This is a genomic window from Kitasatospora sp. NPDC028055 (assembly GCF_040637885.1).
GTDB lineage: Bacteria > Actinomycetota > Actinomycetes > Streptomycetales > Streptomycetaceae > Kitasatospora.
On record NZ_JBEZXE010000084.1, the window covers coordinates 1 to 21,169 of the forward strand.

The 21,169-nt window shown below is 73.8% G+C and carries 16 protein-coding genes, 1 tRNA gene and 2 pseudogenes; 10 read left to right on the forward strand and 9 right to left on the reverse strand.

The features are described 5' to 3' along the window. Positions 1-163: 163 nt before the first annotated feature. On the reverse strand, positions 164-1,150 hold the full coding sequence (locus AB0F71_RS38905) for a sigma-70 family RNA polymerase sigma factor (RefSeq protein ID WP_360245727.1): 987 nt from the start codon (positions 1,148-1,150) through the stop codon (positions 164-166). Positions 1,151-1,574: 424 nt separating this feature from the next. Here AB0F71_RS38905 and AB0F71_RS38910 point away from each other — a divergent pair, with 424 nt between their 5' ends. Next, positions 1,575-2,378: a phosphatase PAP2 family protein gene (locus AB0F71_RS38910; protein WP_360245730.1), complete on the forward strand. Its 804-nt coding sequence runs from the start codon at positions 1,575-1,577 to the stop codon at positions 2,376-2,378. Positions 2,379-2,488: 110 nt separating this feature from the next. Here AB0F71_RS38910 and AB0F71_RS38915 read toward each other — a convergent pair. Further along, positions 2,489-2,561: transfer RNA gene (locus tag AB0F71_RS38915), tRNA-Arg, on the reverse strand. Between the two features lie 147 nt (positions 2,562-2,708). Further along, positions 2,709-5,198: a serine hydrolase gene (locus tag AB0F71_RS38920; protein ID WP_360245733.1), complete on the reverse strand. Its 2,490-nt coding sequence runs from the start codon at positions 5,196-5,198 to the stop codon at positions 2,709-2,711. 297 nt (positions 5,199-5,495) lie between these two features. Between AB0F71_RS38920 and AB0F71_RS38925 the strand changes: the two genes are divergently transcribed. From AB0F71_RS38925 to AB0F71_RS38935, 3 genes are all read left to right on the forward strand, one after another. Further along, a complete protein-coding gene (locus tag AB0F71_RS38925) occupies positions 5,496-6,248 on the forward strand; it encodes a GPP34 family phosphoprotein (protein ID WP_360245736.1) in 753 nt (250 codons plus the stop codon). 551 nt (positions 6,249-6,799) lie between these two features. Then, on the forward strand, positions 6,800-7,663 hold the full coding sequence (locus AB0F71_RS38930; RefSeq protein WP_360245739.1) for a helix-turn-helix transcriptional regulator: 864 nt from the start codon (positions 6,800-6,802) through the stop codon (positions 7,661-7,663). After that, complete coding sequence (locus AB0F71_RS38935; protein WP_360245742.1) at positions 7,660-7,869, forward strand: DUF397 domain-containing protein; 210 nt, start codon at positions 7,660-7,662, stop codon at positions 7,867-7,869. The genes AB0F71_RS38930 and AB0F71_RS38935 overlap by 4 nt, the downstream gene beginning before the upstream one ends. Before the next feature lie 203 nt (positions 7,870-8,072). Here the strand turns inward: AB0F71_RS38935 and AB0F71_RS38940 are convergent, their stop codons facing one another. Together AB0F71_RS38940 and AB0F71_RS38945 are read right to left on the reverse strand one after the other, a co-directional pair. Further along, complete coding sequence (locus AB0F71_RS38940; protein WP_360245745.1) at positions 8,073-9,188, reverse strand: ADP-ribosylglycohydrolase family protein; 1,116 nt, start codon at positions 9,186-9,188, stop codon at positions 8,073-8,075. A gap of 262 nt (positions 9,189-9,450) precedes the next feature. Beyond that, positions 9,451-12,057 (reverse strand): bifunctional FO biosynthesis protein CofGH, encoded by a 2,607-nt coding sequence (locus AB0F71_RS38945; RefSeq protein WP_360245748.1) that lies wholly within the window; start codon positions 12,055-12,057, stop codon positions 9,451-9,453. A 181-nt stretch (positions 12,058-12,238) separates the two neighbouring features. Between AB0F71_RS38945 and AB0F71_RS38950 the strand changes: the two genes are divergently transcribed. The 3 genes from AB0F71_RS38950 to AB0F71_RS38960 all read left to right on the forward strand — a co-directional run bounded on the left by AB0F71_RS38950 (position 12,239) and on the right by AB0F71_RS38960 (position 15,599). Beyond that, positions 12,239-13,531 carry a DUF2092 domain-containing protein gene (locus AB0F71_RS38950; RefSeq protein WP_360245751.1) on the forward strand — a complete coding sequence of 431 codons (1,293 nt, stop codon included), beginning with the start codon at positions 12,239-12,241 and terminating at the stop codon, positions 13,529-13,531. Between the two features lie 168 nt (positions 13,532-13,699). Next, positions 13,700-14,632: an ABC transporter ATP-binding protein gene (locus AB0F71_RS38955; RefSeq protein ID WP_360245754.1), complete on the forward strand. Its 933-nt coding sequence runs from the start codon at positions 13,700-13,702 to the stop codon at positions 14,630-14,632. Further along, a complete protein-coding gene (locus AB0F71_RS38960; protein WP_360245757.1) occupies positions 14,619-15,599 on the forward strand; it encodes an ABC transporter permease in 981 nt (326 codons plus the stop codon). Before AB0F71_RS38955 ends, AB0F71_RS38960 begins: the two co-directional genes overlap by 14 nt. Here the strand turns inward: AB0F71_RS38960 and rarD are convergent. Next, positions 15,589-16,566 (reverse strand): EamA family transporter RarD, encoded by a 978-nt coding sequence (gene rarD, locus AB0F71_RS38965; RefSeq protein ID WP_360245760.1) that lies wholly within the window; start codon positions 16,564-16,566, stop codon positions 15,589-15,591. The genes AB0F71_RS38960 and rarD overlap by 11 nt on opposite strands. 154 nt (positions 16,567-16,720) lie before the next feature. Continuing rightward, positions 16,721-17,614 carry an SDR family oxidoreductase gene (locus AB0F71_RS38970; protein WP_360245763.1) on the reverse strand — a complete coding sequence of 298 codons (894 nt, stop codon included), beginning with the start codon at positions 17,612-17,614 and terminating at the stop codon, positions 16,721-16,723. Positions 17,615-17,728: 114 nt separating this feature from the next. Here AB0F71_RS38970 and AB0F71_RS38975 point away from each other — a divergent pair, with 114 nt between their 5' ends. After that, entirely contained in the window at positions 17,729-18,127 is a 399-nt protein-coding gene (locus tag AB0F71_RS38975) for a helix-turn-helix domain-containing protein (RefSeq protein WP_360245772.1), read from the forward strand. On the opposite strand, the pseudogene AB0F71_RS38980 reads toward AB0F71_RS38975, so the two are convergent. After that, positions 18,114-18,248, reverse strand: a pseudogene (locus AB0F71_RS38980) (TetR/AcrR family transcriptional regulator); the annotation flags it as partial. The gene AB0F71_RS38975 and the pseudogene AB0F71_RS38980 overlap by 14 nt on opposite strands. 36 nt (positions 18,249-18,284) lie before the next feature. Between AB0F71_RS38980 and AB0F71_RS38985 the strand changes: the two are divergent. Next, complete coding sequence (locus AB0F71_RS38985) at positions 18,285-18,476, forward strand: DUF6011 domain-containing protein (protein ID WP_360245766.1); 192 nt, start codon at positions 18,285-18,287, stop codon at positions 18,474-18,476. Between the two features lie 38 nt (positions 18,477-18,514). Here AB0F71_RS38985 and AB0F71_RS38990 read toward each other — a convergent pair whose 3' ends face one another. Continuing rightward, entirely contained in the window at positions 18,515-20,539 is a 2,025-nt protein-coding gene (locus AB0F71_RS38990; protein ID WP_360245769.1) for a hypothetical protein, read from the reverse strand. 265 nt (positions 20,540-20,804) lie between these two features. Here AB0F71_RS38990 and AB0F71_RS38995 point away from each other — a divergent pair. After that, positions 20,805-21,035, forward strand: a pseudogene (locus tag AB0F71_RS38995) (ATP-binding protein); the annotation flags it as partial. Between the last annotated feature and the right edge of the window lie 134 nt (positions 21,036-21,169).

Here is a 21,169-nt window from a genome sequence, read left to right on the forward strand (position 1 = left end):
CGCGGGTGCGGGTCCGGCCCCGCCCTTGCCGGCCCCCCCCCTGCTCCCGGCCGGGCGGGCCCTCACGGCGACCACGCCGCGTCCGGCCCCGGCCCCCCCCCCCCGCCCGGGGGGCGGCCCCCCCCCCCCCCGGGCCCGGGTGGTCGACCTCGGCCGCCGGCCGTCAGGCGGCTTCGAAGCCCGCATGGTCGGCGATCTTCTTCAGTTCGGCCAGGGCGTGCTTCTCGATCTGCCGGATCCGCTCGCGGGTGAGGCCGTGCTGCTTGCCCACCTCGGTGAGGGTGCGCTCGCGGCCGTCCTCCATGCCGTACCGGGAGCGGATGATCGAGGCGGTGCGGTCGTCCAGCCGCCCGATCAGGTCGTCCAGTTCCTCACGGCGGAGCATGACCATCACGGCGTCCTCGGGGGACGTCGCCCCGGTGTCCTCCACCAGGTCACCGAACTGGGTCTCGCCCTCGTCGTCGACCGACATGTTGAGGCTGACCGGGTCGCGCGCCCAGTCCAGCACGTCCTTGATCCGGGCCTCGGTGGTGTCCAGCTCGGCCGCGATCTCGGCCGGCTCCGCCTCGCGGCCCAGCTCCTTGGACTTCTCCCGCTGCACCCGGCGGATCCGGCCGAGTTCCTCGACCAGGTGCACGGGCAGCCGGATGGTCCGGGACTGGTCGGCGATCGAGCGGGTGATCGCCTGCCGGATCCACCACGTCGCATAGGTGGAGAACTTGAAGCCCTTGGCGTAGTCGAACTTCTCGACGGCGCGCACCAGGCCGGCGTTGCCCTCCTGGATGAGGTCCAGCAGGGGCAGGCCGCTGCGCGGGTAGCGCCGGGCGACGGCCACCACCAGACGGAGGTTCGAGCGGATGAAGACGTCCTTGGCGCGCTCGGCGTCGGCGGCTATCACCTCCAGCTCCTCGCGCGTGACGCCGTCGGGGAGTTGACCGTCGGGGAGTTCGCTCTCCTCCAGCAGGTGCTGGGCGTACACACCGGCCTCGATCCGCAGCGAGAGCTCGACCTCCTCGGCGGCATCGAGCAGGGGCGTCCTGGCGATCTCGTCGAGGTACATACCGACCAGGTCGCGGTCGGCCTCAAGGTTGGTCGGGCGGGCCGCGCGAGTCCGGTCGGCCCTGTCGCGAACGACGGCACGGGTGGCCATGCTTGCTCCCTTTGCTGGTGTTGCCGAGGTCTGCCTGCCTGCCCCCTGGAGGGCAAGAAGTGCGGGCCCCCAGGGGCTCACACGTAACGATCCAACGAACAGATTCCGGACAACATTCCCAAGTCGTTCAGATTCTTCCTCGGGATGCAGTATCCTGCCGGTTTTCACCCCGGTTCTGGACACTCGGTGACCGCCCGGGCACCTCGGGTGCCCGTTCGCGACCGCTCGTGGAGCGCTTCTTCACCGCCCGCACACGCAACCGTCGCCCATTGGTTGAACAGGCGAACGCTCGTGGACGTTCCCGCGCGCCCCCGGCTTCCGCCCGCGCCCGCCCCCCGGCGCACGCAGGTCCTCCGCACAAATGATGCCGAATCGCTATCACTCCAGCTCCCGATCGGCGCAGCGCACTGGGAAGGTGTCAGGCATGCACCTGACCAACAGCACGAGACCCGTCACCGTGCGTCATCGCCGCCTCCTTCGGGACGCGTCGGTCGCGCTGGGCTGCGCCGCGCTGTTCGGCCTTCTGGCGACACTGGTGACGGGCCACTGGAGCCCCCTGCACGAGTTCGACCAGGACTGGATCGACGGACTGCACTCCTACGCCCGCGATCACCGGATCTGGACCGCCGCGGTGCAGACCCTCTCCGACATCGGCGGCCCCGTCACGATGCGTATCCTGCTGGGCTGCGCGGCCGCCTGGCTCCTGCTGATCGGCGCCCGGGTGCTGGCCGGCTGGGTGGCCGCCCAGGCACTGGTCGGCTGGGCGGCCCAGTGGGCACTCAAGCTGGCCGTCGGCCGGCAGCGGCCCGCCTTCTCCGACCCGGTGTCGCACGCGGGCGGTCCGGCCTTCCCCTCCGGGCACGCCATGGCCTCGGCGATCTCCTGTGCCGTCCTGGTCGGCCTGCTCTGGTACCGGGTCGGCCGACGCGGCCGGACCGCCGCCTGCGTGGTGGCCGCGGTGACGGTGCTGACCATCGGCTGGACCAGGACCGCCCTCGGGGTGCACTGGCCCAGCGACGTGCTGGCCGGCTGGCTGGCCGCCGGCGCCGTGCTCGGCGCCGTGACGGCCGTGATCGAAATCTGGCGGCCGGGCGCCCTGGCCCGGGACGTCCGCCGGGTCAACTGGCGCACCAGGCCCAGGGTCCAGCGGGTCATCGTGCCGTCCGTCCGGGCGCCGCAGGCCGACGGGCCGCTGGAGGACAGTGAGTTGGACGGTCCGGTCCGCTGATCTGCCCCCTGGCGGGCAGCGCCGGAGGACCGAGGGTACGGAGGGCGCGGGAACGCCGCAGGCCCTCCGCCCGGGGTGGGCGGAGGGCCTGCGAACTGCGGTTCTGTATGTGCCCCAGACAGGAATCGAACCTGCGACACCGGCTTTAGGAGAGCCGTGCTCTATCCCCTGAGCTACTGAGGCGTGGCCGGTCGGTGACCAGGCCGTTCACAGCGTACCGGATCTGGGGTCGGCCGGGGGTGGCGGACCGGGAGGAGGGGATGCCGGGGTCTGACGGGGGGACAGCGCGGGGGGAGTCGGGCGGGCCCGGCTCCCCCCGCGCCGGGAGGGTCAGAGCAGGCGCAGCAGGCGGGACTCGATGGACGGCGGGTTCAGGTCGCTCTGGAGGGCCACCCGGACCTCCGTCCGGCTGTCGCCCGCGCCCACGCGCAGCGTGCCGACCTCCTTGCCCGCCTTCTCGTTGTGGCCCAGTGCGGACGGGTCCAGGGTGACGGTGCCGGTGACGCCCGGGAAGCCGGGCACCACGAGGTCGTTGGTGGCGACGACCGCGACCTTGCCGCCGAGGCCGTCGTCCACGCTGCCGACCACGTCGCCCTTCTTCACCACGGTCTGGCCGGTCAGCCCGTTCTGCGCGGCCTGGATCTGCTTGCCGCTGACCTTGAGCACGGTCGGCAGGATGCCGTCGCCGACGTTCGGGCCGGTGGCCTGCTGGCCCAGGGTGACGCCGAGGATCAGCCGCTTCACGCCGCCGATCTCCTTGTACGCGGCCCACATCAGGCAGCCGCCGGCCGGGGTGCTGGAGCCGGTCTTGACGCCGATGACGCCGGTCTTCGGGTTGATCAGGTTGTTGGTGTTGGGGATCTTCACGTTGTTGAACGTGGTGTCCGGGGTGGAGACGATCTGCCGGAAGATCTCGTCCTGCATGACCTGCTCGGCCAGCTTGAGCTGGTCCTTCGCGGTGGACTTGGTATCCGCGTTGAAGCCCGCCGGGTCGGCGTAGGTGGTGTTGGTCATGCCGAACTTGGCCGCGGTGTCGTTCATCTGCTTGACGAACGCGTCCTCGGAGCCGGAGTGGAAACGGGCGAGCAGCCGGGCCACGTTGTTGGCGGACGGCAGCATCAGCAGTTCCAGCGCCTGGTACTCGGTGAGCTCCTGGTTCTCGACGAGGGTCACCCGGGACTCGTCGGCGTTGCCGGACTCCTGCGCGGCCTGCTTGTCGACCTTGATCTTGGGGCCGCTCTCCCCCTTCTTGAGCGGGTACTTCTGCAGGATCAGGTAGGCGTTCATCACCTTGGTGACGCTGGCGATCGGGGCCGGCGTCTCCTGTCCCGAGCTGCCCAGGCTGCCGACGCCGACCACCTCGGCGGCGGACTGGCCCTTGGCCGGCCAGGCGAGGTCCAACTGGTCACCGGCGAAGCTGAAACTGCCCGCGGTCGTCATCCGCATCTTCGGGTCCGGCAGCGGGCGCAGCAGCTGGGCCACCACGAGCACGCCGAGCACCACGGCCAGGAAGGCCGTCCAGATGGTGATCCGCTTGAGTGCGCGGCGCAGCGGCGAGACCGGGCGGGCGTTGAGGGTGGCGAGCACCTCCATCGCCTCGGCGGTGTTCTCCGGCGAGGGCAGCGGCTGGGGCTGGGGCTCCGGCTCGGGCTCCGGCCGGGGCGCCGGCCGCGGCGGCACCTGCTGGGAGGGCAGCGGCTCGGGCCGGGGCAGCGGCGGGACGGGCGGCACCGGGCGCCGGTCCGGTTCGGGCAGCGGTGTCGGCGGAGGGGTGGGGGTGGGGGCCGGCTTCGGGGCGGGCCGGGGCAGCGGTTCGGGGGCCGGGTCCGGCTCCGGCAGCGGAGCGGGCTCCGGGGGCTCGGGGACGGTACCGGCGGTGGGCGCCGCCGCCGGGGCCGCGGGAGTACGGAGCGGCGCGGGCTTCTCCAGCTTCCCGGACCGGCCCGACTGCCCAGCCCCGCCCGGCCGCTGACCGGGCTGCCCGTTCCCGGTCAGTGCGACGGGCGCGGTGGTGTCGGGGGTGTCGGAGGCGTCGGGGGTCTCGGAGGTTCCGAGGGTCCCGGGCGCGTCGGCCTTCCCGGCGGCGGAGGCGGTGGCGTCGTCGGGCGTGTCGGCCTTCCCGGCCTCCGCCCGCTTCGCGCTCTCCGGCTTCTCGGATCCTGCGGGCTTCGCGGCCTTCGCGGCCTTCGCCGCCTCATCGGGCCGGTCGGCTTCGTCGGTTTCACCGTCGGCCGACGCCGCCGCCGCGGCGGTCCGGATGGCGAGACGCGGGTCGGCGGCGGGCGGCCGCTCGGCGCTCCCCTGCTCGCGGTCGGCCTCCGGCGCGTCCTTCTCCTTCTGTGCGCCGTCGTCGGAGCCGCCCTTGTCCGCGGGCTTGCGCAGCTCGTCCGGCAGTCGCAGCGCGGTGGTCCGGTTGTCCACCGGCAGCCGCAGGGCGGTGGTCCGGTCGTCCGTCGGCAGCCGCAGGGCGGTGGTTCGGTCATCCGTCGGCAGCCGCAGCGTGGTCGTCCGGCTGTCCACATCCCGGACACGGAGCTCCACCGTCGGGCCGCCCTTGGCGCCCGCCTTCGGCGCGTCGACAGAGGAGCCGGCAGCGGTGTCGGCAGAGGTGTCGGTAGCGGTGTCGGCAGCGGGCGAGGCGTCAGCGGACGCGTCGGCAGCAACCTCGGTCGAGGCGTCGGCCGAGGGCCGAACAGCCCCGGCTGACTCCCCGGCTGACTCCCCGGCTGACTCCCCGGCAGCCGCCGCGCCCGCCCGTTCGCGCTCGCGGTCCCGCTCCCGCTCGCCGTCCCTCAGCACCCTGTCGGGGGACTCGCCCACGTATCCCAGCCTCCTCAACGCCCGGCGGGGCACCGGCAGACCCGATTTCGGGAAGCCGACGCCCCGCCCCGTGTACCTGTACAGTCTCCGCCACCGACGGCCGTCCGGCCGCGCACACCCCGCCCGACCGGCGCTTATTGCCGCCGCACGGCCGCAACGCGGTCTGTTCGAGGGTCAGACGCCGGGCCCGAGGCCGCCGGTTCCGCGCCTTCACCGCAAGGTCACGATTCGGAGGCGTACTCGACAAGCCCGTGTGAGAGGCGTCACCCTGTCTCTCATCCACGCGGGGAGGCTTGGATGGGCAAGAGCCGCAGAACTGTTCCCGAGGAACTCTTGCTGCTCGCTTTGGACCCGACCACGGGTACCACGGCGCAGCCGCAGACCCTCGACCTCGGACTCGCCGGGGCCCAGCTCGTCGAGCTGTCCCTGGCCGGACGGATCGTACCGGAGGGTGACCGGATCGCCGTCGTGCTCGCACGGCCGACCGGCGACCCGACCCTCGACCACGCACTGGAACTGCTGCGCCGACGCGGCAGTCCGGTCCGCGCGGCGCACTGGATCGGCGGGCCCCGGCTGGGGCTGCGACAGACGTACCTGGCGCACCTGGAGCGCTGCGGCATGGTCACGGCCGTGCCGGGACAGGTGTGCGGGGTGCTGCCGACGACCCGGTACCAGGCGTCCGACGACTGCACCAACGCCGCGATCAAGCAGCGACTGGACACCGCGATCCGCACCGGCGTGCCGCCGGACCCGCGGACGGCCGCGCTCGCGGCCCTCGCCCACTCGGTGGGGCTGGGCAAGCACCTGTACCCGGGCAACGAGGGCCGGTCCTCACGGTCGCGGCTGCGCGATCTGATCCGGTACGACCCGTTGGGCGGGATGGTCGCGCACGCCGTGATGGACGTGCAGAACGGCCTGCCGGCGCAGCAGAACCGTTCATCCCAGGGTTCCGGGGCCACAGCCGGAGCCGGTTCCGGGCGCTCCGGTGCCCGTGTCACGGGCCGGGCCCCGGGCGGGCGGGTCCCCGCACCGCGGGTCGGGGTGCGCTGACCCGGACCCCCGGCCCCGTACCGGGCGACGACCCGAACCATACGTCCGACAGGTCGTCCGACGGAACGCCCGGCAGCGCGCGGCGCACCGTTCGCGCCCCTCGGCGGCGCTGAACGACCTTCCGCACATCTCCGCACCACCAGGACGACCGGTACCACCGGCGCCACCGGCACCGCCGGAGGCACCGGGAACACCGGAAGCACCGGGAACACCGGAAGCACGAGAAGTACGAGAAGCACCAGGAGCACAGAGGGGCGGTCGCCCCGCGACGCAAGTCGCCCGGCGACCGCCCCTCTGCCGTTCCCGCAGGCCCGTCGGGGCCCACCGCAACTACCGGTTCGAGTCGCCGAGCCGCATTACCACCTGGGGGCTTTCGCTGTCTCACAGACGCGCTTTTCCGATGATCTGTTCTACTGCGCTGCTGTGATTCCCCGGCGCCGACCTGGCCCAAGGTGACATGCTGCTCCAAGTCAGGGGGGTTGGTCCCAATGTCCGAAGTGTTCCGAGGGCTGCCGTTCCAACGATCACCAGAGGTTCGGCCGGAGGTCGACGTGTCCGCGAACATCAATCCCACCGTGCGCCGCCGACGCCTCGGCTCCGAGCTGCGCAAACTCCGCGAGGGCCTGGGCATGACGGCGGAGGAGGTGGCCGGCCGTCTGATGGTCTCCCAGTCGAAGATCAGTCGGCTGGAGAACGGCCGCCGCAGCATCAGCCAGCGCGACGTGCGCGATCTCTGCGACGTGTACAACGTGGCGGACGAGCAGATGCGCGGCAGCCTGATGGAGATGGCCAAGGAGTCCCGCCAGCGCGGCTGGTGGCACGACTTCAACGACATGCCGACCCCGTACAGCGTCTACATCGGGCTGGAGGCCGAGGCCTCCTCGATCCGCGCGTACGAGTCCTCCTTCATCCCCGGCCTGTTGCAGACCGAGCAGTACGCCCAGGCGGTGGTCGAGGGCACCCAGCCGGACACCGACGCGATCGCGGTGCAGCGCCGGGTCCAGGTGCGGATGAAGCGCCAGGAGCGCGTCCACGGCGACAACCAGCTCGGCAGCCTGTGGACCGTCATAGACGAGGCGGCGCTGCGCCGCGAGGTCGGCAGTCGCGAGATCATGGCCCGCCAGCTGCGGCAGATGCTGGAGCTGAGCCTGCGCCCGAACATCACCATCCAGGTGATCCCGTTCTCGCACGGCGCCCACCCCGGCATGACCGGGACATTCTCCCTGCTGGAGTTCCCGGAGTCAGCCGATTCCACGGTTGTCTACTTCGAAGGTGTGACGAGCGATCTCTACCTGGAGAAGGAGGCCGATGTGCGCCGCTATACCGGTCTGTACGACTACCTGAGAGCGGCCGCACTCGGTGTCGCGGAGAGCCGGTCGCTGATAGCCGACATCGAAGAGGGATACCACGAATGAGCACCGCCGCCGAGCACGGAACCCGTTGGCGCAAGAGCAGTCACAGTGGAGGCCAGGGCGCCTGCGTGGAGATCGCCGGACCGGCCGCGGGTGCGGTCGCGGTCCGGGACTCCAAGGACCCGGCGGGTCCGCAGCTGCGCTTCTCCACCCAGGCCTGGAACGCCTTCGCGTCCGCCGCGGCGGCGGGGGCCTTCGGCGAGGTCTGAACGGGATCCGTGCTCGGCCCAGTTGCCCGTAGCGCTGTCCGTCGCCCCGAGCGGCGGCGGTCGGAGCTACGGGCAACTGTCGTTCCGGGGGCCCTCGTCCGTACGGCCGGCGGCCCGTACGAAAGCCACCCGTACGACAGCCGCCCGTACGGGAGCGGCCTGTACGAAAGCGGCCCGCGCGCCGCCGTTCAGTGCCCCGCCGTTCAGTGCGCCACCGGGTAGCGGGTGGCCCAGCCGGCCCCCTCCGGGCTCTGCGGGTCGTGCAGTTCGGTGCCGTGCATCAGCTCCAGGGTGAAGTCGTCTGCGAGTTCGAGGATCGCTCCGCGCCCCTCCAGCCCCGCCACCAGACCCGGCGGCAGCGCGGTGTCGCCGTGCAGCACCCCGAGCAGGTTGCCGCATATCGAGCCGGTGGAGTCGCTGTCCCCGGAGTGGTTGACGGCCAGCAGCAGGCCGGAGCGGACGTCGTGGGCGACCAGCGCGCAGTAGACCCCGATGGCGAGCGCCTCCTCGGCGACCCAGCCCTCCCCCAGGGCCTCGACCCGTTCGGCGGACGGCTCGCCGGCCCGGACCGCGTCCAGCGCGGCGCGCAGCGCGGCGGTGGTCTCCTCGTGCGCGTGCCGTTCGGAGAGCAGGGCCAGCGCCAGGTGCACGCCCTCCTCCAGGGTGCCGCCGCGGGCGACGGCCTGGACGATCACCGCGAAGGCGCCCGCCGCGAGGTAGCCGGTCGGGTGGCCGTGGGTGAGCACCGAGCACTCCACCGCGAGCTGGAACACCAGGCCCGGCTCCCAGGTGGTGAGCAGCCCGAAGGGCGCCGCCCGCACCACCGTGCCGCAGCCCTTGGAGTGCGGGTTCTTGGGCCGGTCCAGGGTGCCGAGGCGCTCGCCGTCCGGGCCGGTGAGGCCGGTCAGGCAGCCCTGGCCGGGGGCGCGCCGGGCGTACAGCCACTCCTCGCGGCCGAGCCAGCCGAGGTCGGGGCGGCGCTCGTCCGGGCCCCAGTCGCGCTGGGTGGCGGCCCAGCGCAGGTAGGCCAGGTGCAGGTCGGTGGGCGGGTGCCAGCTGCCGGTGTCGCGCCGGATGTGGGCGCGGATCAGGCCGTCCACGGTGAACAGGCTGAGCTGGGTGTCGTCGGTGACGGCGCCGGTGCGCCCGTGGGCGGGGAGGTAGCCGGTGACGCCCTGCGGGCCGTGCTGGGCCCGGATCTTCTCCAGCGGCTCGAACTCGACGCCGGCGCCGAGCGCGTCACCGATGGCACCGCCGAGCAGGCAGCCGCGCACCCGGCTGCGGAAGTCCTGCTGCTGGGCTCGTGACCACAGTGGCATCACGACGGGGCGCCTTTCGTCGGGGTCGGGGGCCGCGTGCGACACCACGGCCGCCGACGCGCCCTGGCACTGTACTTCGAAGGTTCGAACGGATCGACGGGATCCCTCGCACTCCGGTGCCGGCCCGCCCACCGCACCCCCACGTGCCCCCGCGCCCGGCCCGCCGACCGCACCCCGCGCGCCCACACGGCCGGCCCGCGCCCGGCCACGTCCGGCCCGCGTCCGGCCCGCCGACGGTGCGGCGGGCCGGACGCCCGGCGCCTCAGTCCAGGACCGGCAGCAGCTCCGGCAGGTGCCCGTCCGAGGCGAGCGCCGCCGCCCGCCGCTCGGCGGACACCTCGCCGTAGACGGTGGTGCGCTGGCGGTGCGGGCGGCCGGCGGCCTCGGCGATCGCCTGGAGGTCGCGCACCGACTTGTAGCTGCCGTACGCCGAGCCGGCCATCCGCGAGATGGTCTCCTCCATCAGCGTGCCGCCGAGGTCGTTGGCGCCGGAGCGGAGCATCTCGGCCGCGCCCTCGGCGCCCAGCTTGACCCAGCTGGTCTGGATGTTGGGGATGTGCGGGTGCAGCAGCAGCCGGGCCATCGCGACCACGGCGCGGTTGTCCCGGGCGGTCGGGCCGGGGCGGGCGATGCCGGCCAGGTAGACCGGGGCGTTGGTGTGGATGAACGGGAGGGTGACGAACTCGGTGAAGCCGCCGCTGCTGTTGGATTCGAGCGAGCGTTGCTGGATCTCGGCGAGCAGCCGCAGGTGCCCGAGCCAGTGCGCGGGGGTGTCCACGTGCCCGTACATCATGGTGGACGAGGAGCGGATGCCCAGCTCGTGCGCGGTGGTGACCACCTCGACCCAGGTCGCGGCCGGCAGCTTGCCCTTGGTGAGCACCCAGCGGACCTCGTCGTCGAGGATCTCGGCGGCGGTGCCGGGGATGGTGTCCAGGCCGGACTCCTTGGCCCGCTGCAGCCAGTCGCGGATCGACAGGCCCGTCCTGGTGGCCCCGTTGACCACCTCCATCGGGGAGAAGGCGTGCACGTGGATGCCGGGGACCTTCTCCTTCACCGCGCGGGCGATGTCGAAGTAGGCGGTGCCGGGCAGGTCCGGGTGGATGCCGCCCTGCATGCACACCTCGGTGGCGCCCACCTCCCAGGCCTGGGCGGCCCGTTCGGCGACCTGCTCCAGGGAGAGGGTGTAGGCGTCGGCGTCGGTGCGGCGCTGGGCGAAGGCGCAGAAGCGGCAGCCGGTGTAGCAGACGTTGGTGAAGTTGATGTTCCGGGTGACGCAGTAGGTGACCTCCTCGCCGACCGCCGACCGGCGGACGTCGTCGGCGATCCGGCACAGGGCGTCCAGGGCCGGGCCGTCCGCGTGGAAGAGCGCCAGCGCGTGGTCGTCGGTGAGCTTCGTCGGGTCGTCGGCGGCCACCGCCAGCGCCTCGCGCAGGTCCCCGGCGAGGCGCTCGGGTGCGCCCTTGGCCAGCACCTGCTCGCGCAGCACCTCCCAGTCGCCGTACACGTCCTCGAAGTCGGCCCGGCGGTCGCCGGTGCGGCCCTCGGTGTCGACGGCGGTGTGCAGGTCGGTCCGGCCGTACGACTCCGGCAGGTCCTCGGGCTCCTGCCAGGGGCGGCCCAGGACGGTCGCGTCCGGGTTGGCCAGGCCGGTGGCCGGGTCGGCCAGGGCGCGGACGTGCGGCAGCACCCGCGGGTCCAGCCAGGGTTCGCCGCGCAGCACGTACTCGGGGTAGACGGCGAGGCGCTCGCGCAGTTCGAAGCCGGCCGCGGCGGAGCGCTCGGCGAGGCGGTCGATCTGCGGCCAGGGGCGCTCGGGGTTGACGTGGTCCGGGGTGAGCGGGGAGACGCCGCCCCAGTCGTCGATGCCCGCGGCGATCAGCCGCTCGTACTCGCCGTCGACCAGGTTCGGCGGCGCCTGGAGGCAGGCGGTCGGGCCGAGCAGGTGCCGGGCGACGGCCACCGTGGCGACCAGTTCGTCCAGTTCGGCGTCGGGCATGCCGCGCATCGCGGTGTCCGGCTTGGCGCGGAAGTTCTGCAGGATCAGTTCCTGGATGCCGTGGTAGGCCCGGGAGACCTTGCGCAGCGCGAACAGCGACTCGGCGCGCTCCTGGTAGGTCTCGCCGATCCCGATCAGCAGGCCGCTGGTGAAGGGGACGGAGCTGCGGCCCGCGTCCTCCAGCACCCGCAGCCGGACGGCGGGCTCCTTGTCCGGGGAGCCGAAGTGCGGGCCGCCGGGCTCGCTCCACAGCCGGGTGGCGGTGGTCTCCAGCATCATGCCCATCGAGGCGGAGACGGGCTTGAGGCGCTGGAAGTCCGTCCAGCTCAGCACCCCGGGGTTGAGGTGCGGCAGCAGGCCGGTCTCCTCCAGGATGCGGATGGACATGGCCCGGACGTAGGCGACGGTGTCGTCGTAGCCGTGCGCGTCCAGCCACTCGCGGGCCTCGGGCCAACGGTCCTCGGGCTTGTCGCCGAGGGTGATCAGGGCTTCCTTGCAACCGAGTTCGGCTCCGCGCCGGGCCACCTCCAGCACCTCGTCCGGGGACATGAACATCCCGTGCCCGGCCCGGCGCAGCTTGCCGGGGACGGTGGCGAAGGTGCAGTAGTGGCACTTGTCGCGGCAGAGCCGGGTGAGCGGGATGAACACGCTCTTGGAGTAGGTGATGACGCCGGGGCGGCCGGCCGCCTCCAGGCCGGCGTCGCGCACCCGGGCGGCGCTCGCGCACAGGTCGCGCAGGTCCTCGCCTCTGGCCTGGAGCAGTACGGCGGCCTCGGTCGGGTCGAGGGCCACGCCGTCCCGGGCGCGGCGCAGGGCGCGCCGCATGGCGTTCGCGGTCGGAGGGTTGCTTGCGTCCGTTGCGGTTCCGTCCATGGCGCGACCCTACGCCAGGGTGGTACGGCAGGATGACCCAACCCTGAGGCCGTCTCAGGGTCGGCGTACCCGTCAGGTTCACCTCGAAGTGCCCCTGCAGGGCGATGACGTGGCGGCGGCACCGGCCTCTAATGGAGGAGCACGGCCAATCGCACGGGTTCGTAGAGGAGTTGAGGTCGCCATGACCAATGGGACGGCAGGGGAAGACCGTTCGGACGGCGGGGTGCCGTACCGCTCACGGCGGCGCACCATGGTGCGGGTCGGGGTGCCGGTGGCGGTGGTCGCGGTGATCGCCGCCGGGGTCGGGCTGGTGCCGGCGCTGGCCGCCGACTCGCCGCCGGACCTGCCGCAGCTGTCCGCCGAGCAGGTGGTGGCCAAGGTGCTCGGCTCGGACGCCCAGACCCTGTCCGGGACGGTCTCCGTCTCCACCGACCTCGGGGTGCCCAGCCAGCTGCTGGGCGCGGCCGCGGGCGGCCTCGGCGCGGCGGCCGGACACGGCAGCGGGAACGACGGGGGCGGCGCGGGCGCGGACCCGCAGGCCAAGCTGCTCGGCCTGCTCGGCGGCGACCGGACGCTGCGGGTCGCGGTGGACGGCCCGGACCGTCAGCGGGTCGACCTGATGGAGAACATGGCGGGCTACACCCTGGTCCGCAACGGGGACCAGAGCTGGGCCTGGGACAGCTCGACCAACACCGCCCTGCACCTGACCGGGCGTCCGGCCGACCACGCCGGTCACGCCGATCACGCCGGGAAGCCGAAGGCCCCGCTGACCGGGGTGCCGACCACCCCGCAGGAGGCCGCGAAGCAGTTCCTGACCGGAAGCGCCGGCACCACCTCCGTCACGGTCGACGGGACGGCCAACGTGGCCGGGCAGAAGGCCTACCGGCTGAGCGTCAAGCCGACCCAGTCCGGCTCGACGATCTCCGAGGTGCGGATCTCGGTGGCGGCCGACAACGGGGTGCCGCTCGCGGTGGTGGTGAAGTCCACCGACGGCTCCACCGTGCTGGACGTGCACTTCACCGACGTGTCCTTCGCCAAGCCGGCCGCCAAGACCTTCGACTTCACCGTGCCCAAGGGCGCCAAGGTGACGGAGCGGAAGGCGGACGCGGCGGCGAAGAGCGCGCACGGCTCCCGCGACCAGGGCGCCCAGGACGTCCAGGGCTCGGCGGGCGAGCAGGCCAAGGGCCACGACGGCGTGAACGTGATCGGCGAGGGCTGGACGGCCGTGGTCTCCACCCAGCTGCCCGCCGCCGTCGGGGCGCCCGCCGCGGCGCCGAACGCCGACGGGCGGCAGGGCAAGCACCAGAGCCGGTCGGTGAACCCGCAGGCGCTGGTGAAGTCGCTCGGCAAGCCGGTCGGCGGCGGCACCCTGATCAGCACCAAGGTCGTCAACGTCCTACTCACCGACGACGGCCGGGTCTTCGCCGGTGCGGTGACCCTGTCGGTCCTCCAGCACGCCGCCGGGGTGAACTGACGGATGACCGACGCTCCCGTAACGGGGGACGTTACGGAGTCGGCCGGGGGTCCGGGCGCCGCGTCGCGCCCGGCCCCCGTTCCTTCCGCTCCTCCGGCCTCCCGCACTGACCGCAGCGATCGCACCGACGGCACCGACCGCACCGACCGCACCGACCGCACCGACGATGTGATCAGGACCCGCGGCCTGACCAAGCGCTTCCGCGGCGGCCAACTCGCCGTCGACGGCCTGGACCTGGCCGTGCCGCGCGGCTCCGTGTTCGGCTTCCTCGGCCCCAACGGCTCCGGCAAGACCACCACCATCCGGATGCTGATGGGCCTGATCGCCCCCACCTCAGGCGCGGCCACCGTGCTCGGCGAGTCGATGCCGCAGTCCGTCGCCACCGTGCTGCCCCGCGTGGGCGCGCTGATCGAGGGCCCGGCGCTGTACGGCTTCCTCTCCGGCCGGGACAACCTGGTCCGCTTCGACGCGGCCGACCCGACCGCCGACCCGCGCACCCGCCGGCAGCGGGTGGAGACCGCGCTGGAGCGGGTCGGCCTGAGCGCCGCCGCCGGGAAGAAGGCCCGCGCCTACTCGCTCGGCATGAAGCAGCGGCTGGGCCTGGCCTCGGCGCTGTTGCAGCCGCGCGAGCTGCTGGTGCTGGACGAGCCGACCAACGGGCTGGACCCGCAGGGCATGCGGGAGATCCGGGCACTGGTGCGGGAGGTCGCGGCGGAGGGCACCACCGTGTTCCTCTCCTCGCACCTGCTGGACGAGATCGAGCAGGTCTGCACCCACGCGGCCGTGATGTCCCGGGGCCGGCTGGTCGTCCAGGGCACCGTGGCCGAGCTGGCCGCCCGGGCCCAGGGCCGACTGGTGGTCCGCACCCCCGACGTGGCGCAGGCCGCCGAGGTGCTGGCCGCCCACCAGGTGGGCGCGCTGGTGCCCGGCGAGGGCCGGGTCGACGGCGAGCTGGGCGCGAGCGACGACGAGGCGCTGCCCAAGCTGTGTGCGGCGCTGGTCGAGGCCGGGGTCCGGGTGCACGGGTTCGGGCTGGAGCGGGGCACGTTGGAGGACGCCTTCGTGGCGCTGACCGGGGAGGGCTTCGATGTCGCGGGCTGAGGCTTCGGCGGCCGGGACGGCCACGGACGGGACAACAGCGGACGGGACGACGGCGGACGGGACAACAGCGGACGGGACGGCGGCGGACGGAGCGGCCCCGGCCGGGACGGTGCTGCTCGCCGGACGGCGGCCGCAGACCGCGTCCGGCTTCCTGGCGCTGTTCCGCAACGAGCTGCACCTGACCTTCCGCCGGATGCGCACCAAGGTGCTGCTGGGCATCCTGGCGGCGCTGCCGGTCCTGATCGGGGTGATCGTCAAGCTCAACACCGACAGTCCGCGCGGCGGTGGCGGCGGTGCGCCGAGCTTCATCGCGCAGACCACCCAGAACGGCCTGTTCCTGGTGTTCACCGCGCTGGCGGTGGCGCTGCCGGTCTTCCTGCCGATGACGGTCGGCGTGGTCGCCGGGGACTCGGTGGCGGGCGAGGCGGCCACCGGGACGCTGCGCTACCTGCTGGTCGCCCCCGCCGGGCGGACCAGGCTGCTGGCCGCCAAGTTCACCGCCGGGCTGGTGTTCTGCCTGGCCGCCACCGCGGCGGTCGCTGTGACGGCGCTGGCCACCGGCGCCACTCTGTTCCCGCTCGGCGAGGTCACTCTGATCTCCGGGGACACCATCGGCTTCGGTGACGCCCTGCTGCGGGCGGTGCTGGTGGCCGGGGTGGTCGCCGCCTCGCTGGCCGGGCTGGTGGCGATCGGGCTGTTCGTCTCCACCCTCACCGGCAGCGGCATCGCGGCGATGGCCGCGACCGTCGGGCTGGTGATCACGGTGCAGATCCTGGACGCCTTCCCGCAGCTGGACGCGGTCCGGCCGTTCCTGTTCACCCACTACTGGATGAGCTTCTCGGACCTGCTGCGCGAGCCGATGTACTGGGACGGCGTGTGGAAGGACCTCGGCCTCCAGGCCGCCTACGTCGCCGTGTTCGGCTCGGCGGCCTGGGCCCGGTTCACCAGCCGCGACATCAGCGCCTGACGGGTTCCTTGGCCGCCCCCGCCGGGGCGGGCCGCGGCACGGTCGCGGTCCGCCCGGCCCGGTCCGCCCGCACCTGGCGCAGCGCGTCCCAGGTGAGCAGCGCGAGCGCGGCCCACACCAGGGCGAAGCCGGCCCAGCGCGCGGGCGGCATCGACTCGTGGAACACCGCGACGCCGATCAGGAACTGGAACACCGGCGCCAGGTACTGCAGCAGGCCGAGCACCGTCAGCGGCACCCGGACGGCGGCCGCGCCGAAGAACAGCAGCGGGACGGCGGTGATCACCCCGCTGACCACCAGCAGCGCCGAGTGCCCCCAGCCGTACGAGCCGGCCACGGTGTGGCCGAAGGTGCCGCGCCCGCTGAGCTCCAGGTAGACGAGGTAGCCGAGGGCGAAGGGGAACATGAAGGCGCTCTCCGCGGCCAGGCTCTCCAGCCCGCTCAGCCCGACCTGCTTCTTCAACAGGCCGTAGGTGGCGAAGGAGAGCGCCAGGGTGAGCGCGACCCAGGGCAGCTGGCCGTAGGCGGCGGTGAGCACCGCGACGGCGGCGGCTCCGATGCCGACGGCCGTCCACTGCACGGTGCGCAGCCGTTCCTTGAGCACCAGGACGCCGAAGCCGATGGTGACCAGGGGGTTGATGAAGTAGCCGAGGCTGGTCTCCACCACGTGGCCGTTGTTGACGGCCCAGATGTAGACGCCCCAGTTGACGGAGATCACGGTGGCCGCACCGGCCAGCATGGCGAGCCGGCGGGGCTGGCGCAGCAGCGGGCGTATCCAGCTCCAGTGCCGCTGGGCGACCAGCATCAGCACCACCGCGACCAGCGACCAGACCATCCGGTTGGCGAGGATGTCGTCGGCGGCGCCGGGCTCCAGCAGCGGCCAGAACAGGGGGAAGATCCCCCAGATCCCGTAGGCCGCCATGCCGTACCAGAGGCCTCGGCCGCTGTTCTGCTGGGTCGTCTGTGGCATGGCCGAGTGCCCTCCCGCGCGCGCGAATATCCATGCGACGGTAGCGGGCGGGAGGGCAGACTGTCATCTCCGTTTCCGGATTTTGGTCATGACATTGCTTGAATGCTGGACGGCTCCGGCGACCGCGCTGGTCAGGCGCCGATCGCCGCGCTGGTCAGGCGCCGGCCGACGGGGCGGCCAGCGCCTCGCGGACGGACCGCGCCAGCGGGGTGGTCGGGCGGCCGATCAGCCGGGCCAGGTCGCCCGGGGTACCGGCCAGCTCGCCGCGCGCGATGCCCGCGTCCACGTCGACCAGCGCCTCCGCGAAGCCCTGCGGCAGGCCCGCGCCGACCAGGGCCGCCAGGTGTTCGGCCGGGGTGACGTCGCGGTGCACGACCGGCTTGCCGGAGGCCTGCGCCAGCTCGGCGGCCAGCTCGGGCAGGCTCCAGGCGGTGTCGCCGCTCAGCTCGTACACCCGGCCCCGCCCGCCCGCCCCCTCACCTGCGCCGTCGCTCCCACCCCCGCCCAGCAGCACGGCGACCGCCGCGTCGGCGTAGTCCCGGCGCGGGGCGGTGGCCACCCGGCCCTCCCCGGCGCTGCCGAGCACCACCCCGCGCCCGACCGTGCCGGCCGCGTCGCCCAGGTAGTTCTCGGTGTACCAGCCGTTGCGCAGGAAGGCGTACGGGAGGCCGGAGGCGAGGATCAGCTCCTCGGTGGCCCGGTGCTCGTCGGCCAGCCGGAAGGTGGCCGCGGCCGGGATGCTGGTGTAGGCGAGCAGGGCGACCCCGGCCGCCCGCGCGGCCTCGACCACGGCCCGGTGCTGCGGGATCCGGCGGCCGACCTCGCTGCCCGAGATCAGCAGCACCCGGTCCCCGGCGGCGAAGGCGTCGGCCAGGCTCTCCGGCCGGTCGTAGTCGACCACCCGGACGTCGACCCCGCGCGCGGCCAGGTCGGCCGCCTTCCCGGCGGAGCGGACGGCGACCGCCACCTCGCCCGCGGGGACCTGAGCCAGCAGGCCTTCGACGACAAGGCGGCCGAGCTGGCCGGTGGCTCCGGTGACGACGTACATGGGGTGCTCCTCTGGACGGGTTCTGACCTCGACACTCACCCTAGGACTGGCACTAACCTTTCGAAAGTACGCACTTCGAAGTAGGGTACTGACATGAAGGTGAGCAGCATGCGGATGGTGGGCGGGGAGCCGGTCGACGCGGTGCCGCCCCCGGCGAACGTCTTCGACCGGATGTGCCCGTCCCGGGGCGTGCTGGAGCACGTCACCAGCCGCTGGGGCGTGCTCGTCCTCGGCGCGCTGCGCGAGCGCGGCTACCGGTTCAGCGAACTGCGGCGGCAGGTCTCCGGGGTCAGCGAGAAGATGCTCGCCCAGACCCTGCAGACGCTGGAGCGGGACGGCTTCGTGCTGCGCGAGGCGCACCCGGTGATCCCGCCCAGGGTCGACTACAGCCTCACCCCGCTCGGGCGGGAGGCGGCGGAGCTGGTCGCGGCGCTCGCCCACTGGTCGGAGCGGCGGGTGGCGGCCGTGGTCGCGGCGCGCGAGGAGTACGACGGGCGGGCTACCGCTCCCTGATCAGGGCCTCCAGCCCGTCCAGCACCCGGGCCAGGCCGAAGGCGTACGCGTGGTCCGGGTCGTACGCGCCGCCGTGCGCCGCGCCCGCCGCGGCGCCGACCCTGGCCGCCACCGGGTGGCGCTCCGCCCACGGGAGGCGGCGGCTACCGTCTCCCCCATGACCAGCCCTCAGCCGCTTCCCGGCACGGACACCACCCAGGTCCTCCGCCCCCGGGTCACCTGCCGGCGCTGCCACCGGCCGCTGCACGACCCGGAGTCGCGGATGCTCCGGCTCGGGCCGGAGTGCCGGGACCCGGCGGAGCGGGTCGCCCGGTTCGACGTGGAGCAGGAGACCCTGCCGGGCGTGTAGGGCGCCGGCCGGGACCCGTGACGGGCCGAGGACCGGCGCTAGGAGCGGCCGAAGAGGCGGCGGAGCAGACCGGGGCGGGACCGCCCCGGCTCCGCCGACCGTTGCCGTTGCCGCTGCCGCTGCCGCTGCGGGGGTTCGGGCACCGCCGGGCCGGGCGCGTCGGCGTCCCCGGGTCGCTCAGCAGCCTCAGGACCCTCGCCAGCCTCAGGACCCTCGGCGTCCTCCGGTCCCTTCGCGTCCTCGGCCTCCTCACCGTCCCGGGCATCGGCCTCGGCCAGCAGCTGCCGGGCGAGTTCGCGGTCGGACCGCTCCACCCACGGCGCGGCCAGCACCAGGGCGCAGTACGAGCGCAGGATCGTCACCACCCGGCTGCGGCTCGCCCGGGCGCTGTAGTGCAGCCGCTGCCGCAGCAGTGCGGCGACGTCGGTGCGGGCGGCGGGGTGGGTCCAGCCGATCGCGACCAGGGCGAAGCCGGCCGCCTCGACCACCCAGTCCTCCGGGCCGAGCAGCAGGTCGCGCAGCACCCGGCGCCGTTCGGAGCCCTCCCAGGGCTGGTCGGTGCGGTGGTGGGCGATGCCGAGGCAGGCGAAGGCCTGGACGGCGCGCACCCACAGCTCGGGCTGGTGGGCGAGCAGCGCGCGGCCGAGGTCGTCCTCGCGCGGCAGCGGCGGGTGGACCAGCACGCCGAGCAGCTCGTCCAGCGGGAGCCCGGCCAGCCGGACGGCGTGGTCGTAGGCGGCGGGGACGGTCGGCCAGACGATCTCGGCGGTGGCGCGCACGAGGTCGGCGCTCGCCGGGGCGGGCGCGGCGACGGCCGGGCGCGGGTCGGTGCCGCCCCAGGCCCAGATCCGGGTGGTGGGCTCGGTCAGCGGCAGCCGGGGGTCGGGCTCGCCGACGGAGCGGTAGGACACCGTGGAACGCGGCAGCGCGAGGTGCACGGCCAGCACCGAGCTGGGCGGCTCGACGGCGGAGGCGGTGCAGTCGACCTCGGTGTCGCGGCCGGCGCCGGACGAACCGAGCACCTGGTGCAGCACGTTGACGGTCGCCTCGGTGGTGCCGGAGACCATGCCGAGCCAGGGCTCCCGGTGGCTGAGCCGCTCCAGCAGGTCCTGGGCGTAGGCGTGGTCGGGGTGGTCCCGGTGGTGGTCGGCGAGGGCGAGCAGGTGGACCGCCTCGCCGTCGACGGCGTGCCGCAGCCCGTACAGGGCGGGGCCGGCCTTGGGGTGCCCGGGTTCGGCGGCGAGGACCCGCTCCAGCCAGGGCAGGCCCTCGGCGGGCCGGCCGAGGACGCCGTACAGCTCGGCGACGTCCACGGCGAGGTAGCCGCTGGAGTTGCCCTCGGCCGGTGCGACCCGGGCCAGTTCGGCCTCCCAGACGGCGAGCGCGTGCTCGGGGCGGCCGTCGGCGCGCAGGGCGTTGCCGAGCATCACGGCGGGCAGGTAGTCGGGGGCCAGCCGGTGGGCCCGCTCGGCGAGTTCGACGGCGCGGGTGGTGGCGCCGAAGCGGCGGGTCAGGCCGGAGGCCATCGCCAGCAGCAACGGGTGGTCGGGGTGGCGGGCCACCACGGCCCGCAGGAAGCGCTCGAAGGGTCTCACGGCGTCGGCGAGCTCGGCGGGCAGCGGGTCCGGCAGCGCACCGGCGGCGCGGGCCACCGCCTGGGCGACGGCGTCCGGGTCGACCAGGGTGGGCAGGTCCTCGCGGGCGAGCCAGGCGGTGTGCGCCCAGGGGCGGGCCGGCTCGTACTGGATCGCCGAGGCGAGCAGGCCGACGGCGGTGTCCCAGTCCCCGGCGGCGGCCTCCACGTGGGCGCGGCAGACGACCGTGCCCAGGTAGACCTCGCCGTCCAGCGGGAACAGCTCGCGGGCCGCGGCGGGGCCGCCGGTGGCGGCGCACAACTCGGCCAGGGCCTCGTGCAGTTCGGGCAGCTGGGGGTCGGCGAGGATGGCGTCGGCGAGGTGGTCGGCGGCGTGGCCGAGGTCGCCGGAGTCGATCGCCAGCCGGGCGACGGCCACCTCGCCCTCGGCCGCCAGCCGTTCGTCGCCGTCGTCGTCGGTGTGCGCCATGCCCTGTCCCCCGGTCGCGGTCGCGCGGTGTTCGCTGGTTCCTCGGTCCTCGTGCGCGGACGAGGCTATCCGGTGCGTATGACTGGCGGATGATCACCCCGCGATGGGCGCGGCGGACAACTGCCCCGTCGGACAAGACCCTTACCAGTGGTTCAGACCTGAGAAGGGTTCCGCGCCGGGGCAGCGGCCACCACGATGACTCCGGTGCTTCGTCCCGGGGCAAAAGCGTTCGCGCCCGCCACGCCGCGGCTGCCACCATGCGGGCGTGACGACGCTCTTCCTGATGGTCGGGCTGCCCGGCGCCGGAAAGACGACCCTGGCACGCCGACTCGCCGCGGAGCACCGGGCGGTCCGGCTGAGCCCGGACGAGTGGATGCTCCCGCTGTTCGGCACGGCCGAGGCGGAGGGGAAGCGGGACGTGCTGGAGGGCCGCCTGCTCTCGCTCGGCCTGGAGGCGCTGCGCGCGGGCGCCGACGTCGTCGTCGACTTCGGCTGCTAGGGCGTGTCTGACAATTCCCGCCGGGCGCGCGGCGTTGGGGCACGCACCTCGCCGCGTTGTCGTCAGTCGCCGATGCTCCGCATGGACTCCCTCCTCCGCCTTGCGATGCACGCACCCCAACGCCGCGCGCT

Excerpts from the sequence above, each read along its gene's own strand:
- AB0F71_RS38905 (WP_360245727.1), bottom strand. The coding sequence starts at position 1,150 with ATGGCCACCCGTGCCGTCGTTCGCGACAGGGCCGACCGGACTCGCGCG.
- AB0F71_RS38910 (WP_360245730.1), top strand. The coding sequence starts at position 1,575 with ATGCACCTGACCAACAGCACGAGACCCGTCACCGTGCGTCATCGCCGC.
- AB0F71_RS38925 (WP_360245736.1), top strand. The coding sequence starts at position 5,496 with ATGGGCAAGAGCCGCAGAACTGTTCCCGAGGAACTCTTGCTGCTCGCT.
- AB0F71_RS38935 (WP_360245742.1), top strand. The coding sequence starts at position 7,660 with ATGAGCACCGCCGCCGAGCACGGAACCCGTTGGCGCAAGAGCAGTCAC.
- AB0F71_RS38940 (WP_360245745.1), bottom strand. The coding sequence starts at position 9,188 with ATGCCACTGTGGTCACGAGCCCAGCAGCAGGACTTCCGCAGCCGGGTG.
- AB0F71_RS38945 (WP_360245748.1), bottom strand. The coding sequence starts at position 12,057 with ATGGACGGAACCGCAACGGACGCAAGCAACCCTCCGACCGCGAACGCC.
- AB0F71_RS38950 (WP_360245751.1), top strand. The coding sequence starts at position 12,239 with ATGACCAATGGGACGGCAGGGGAAGACCGTTCGGACGGCGGGGTGCCG.
- AB0F71_RS38960 (WP_360245757.1), top strand. The coding sequence starts at position 14,619 with ATGTCGCGGGCTGAGGCTTCGGCGGCCGGGACGGCCACGGACGGGACA.
- rarD (WP_360245760.1), bottom strand. The coding sequence starts at position 16,566 with ATGCCACAGACGACCCAGCAGAACAGCGGCCGAGGCCTCTGGTACGGC.
- AB0F71_RS38970 (WP_360245763.1), bottom strand. The coding sequence starts at position 17,614 with ATGTACGTCGTCACCGGAGCCACCGGCCAGCTCGGCCGCCTTGTCGTC.
- AB0F71_RS38975 (WP_360245772.1), top strand. The coding sequence starts at position 17,729 with ATGGTGGGCGGGGAGCCGGTCGACGCGGTGCCGCCCCCGGCGAACGTC.
- AB0F71_RS38985 (WP_360245766.1), top strand. The coding sequence starts at position 18,285 with ATGACCAGCCCTCAGCCGCTTCCCGGCACGGACACCACCCAGGTCCTC.
- AB0F71_RS38990 (WP_360245769.1), bottom strand. The coding sequence starts at position 20,539 with ATGGCGCACACCGACGACGACGGCGACGAACGGCTGGCGGCCGAGGGC.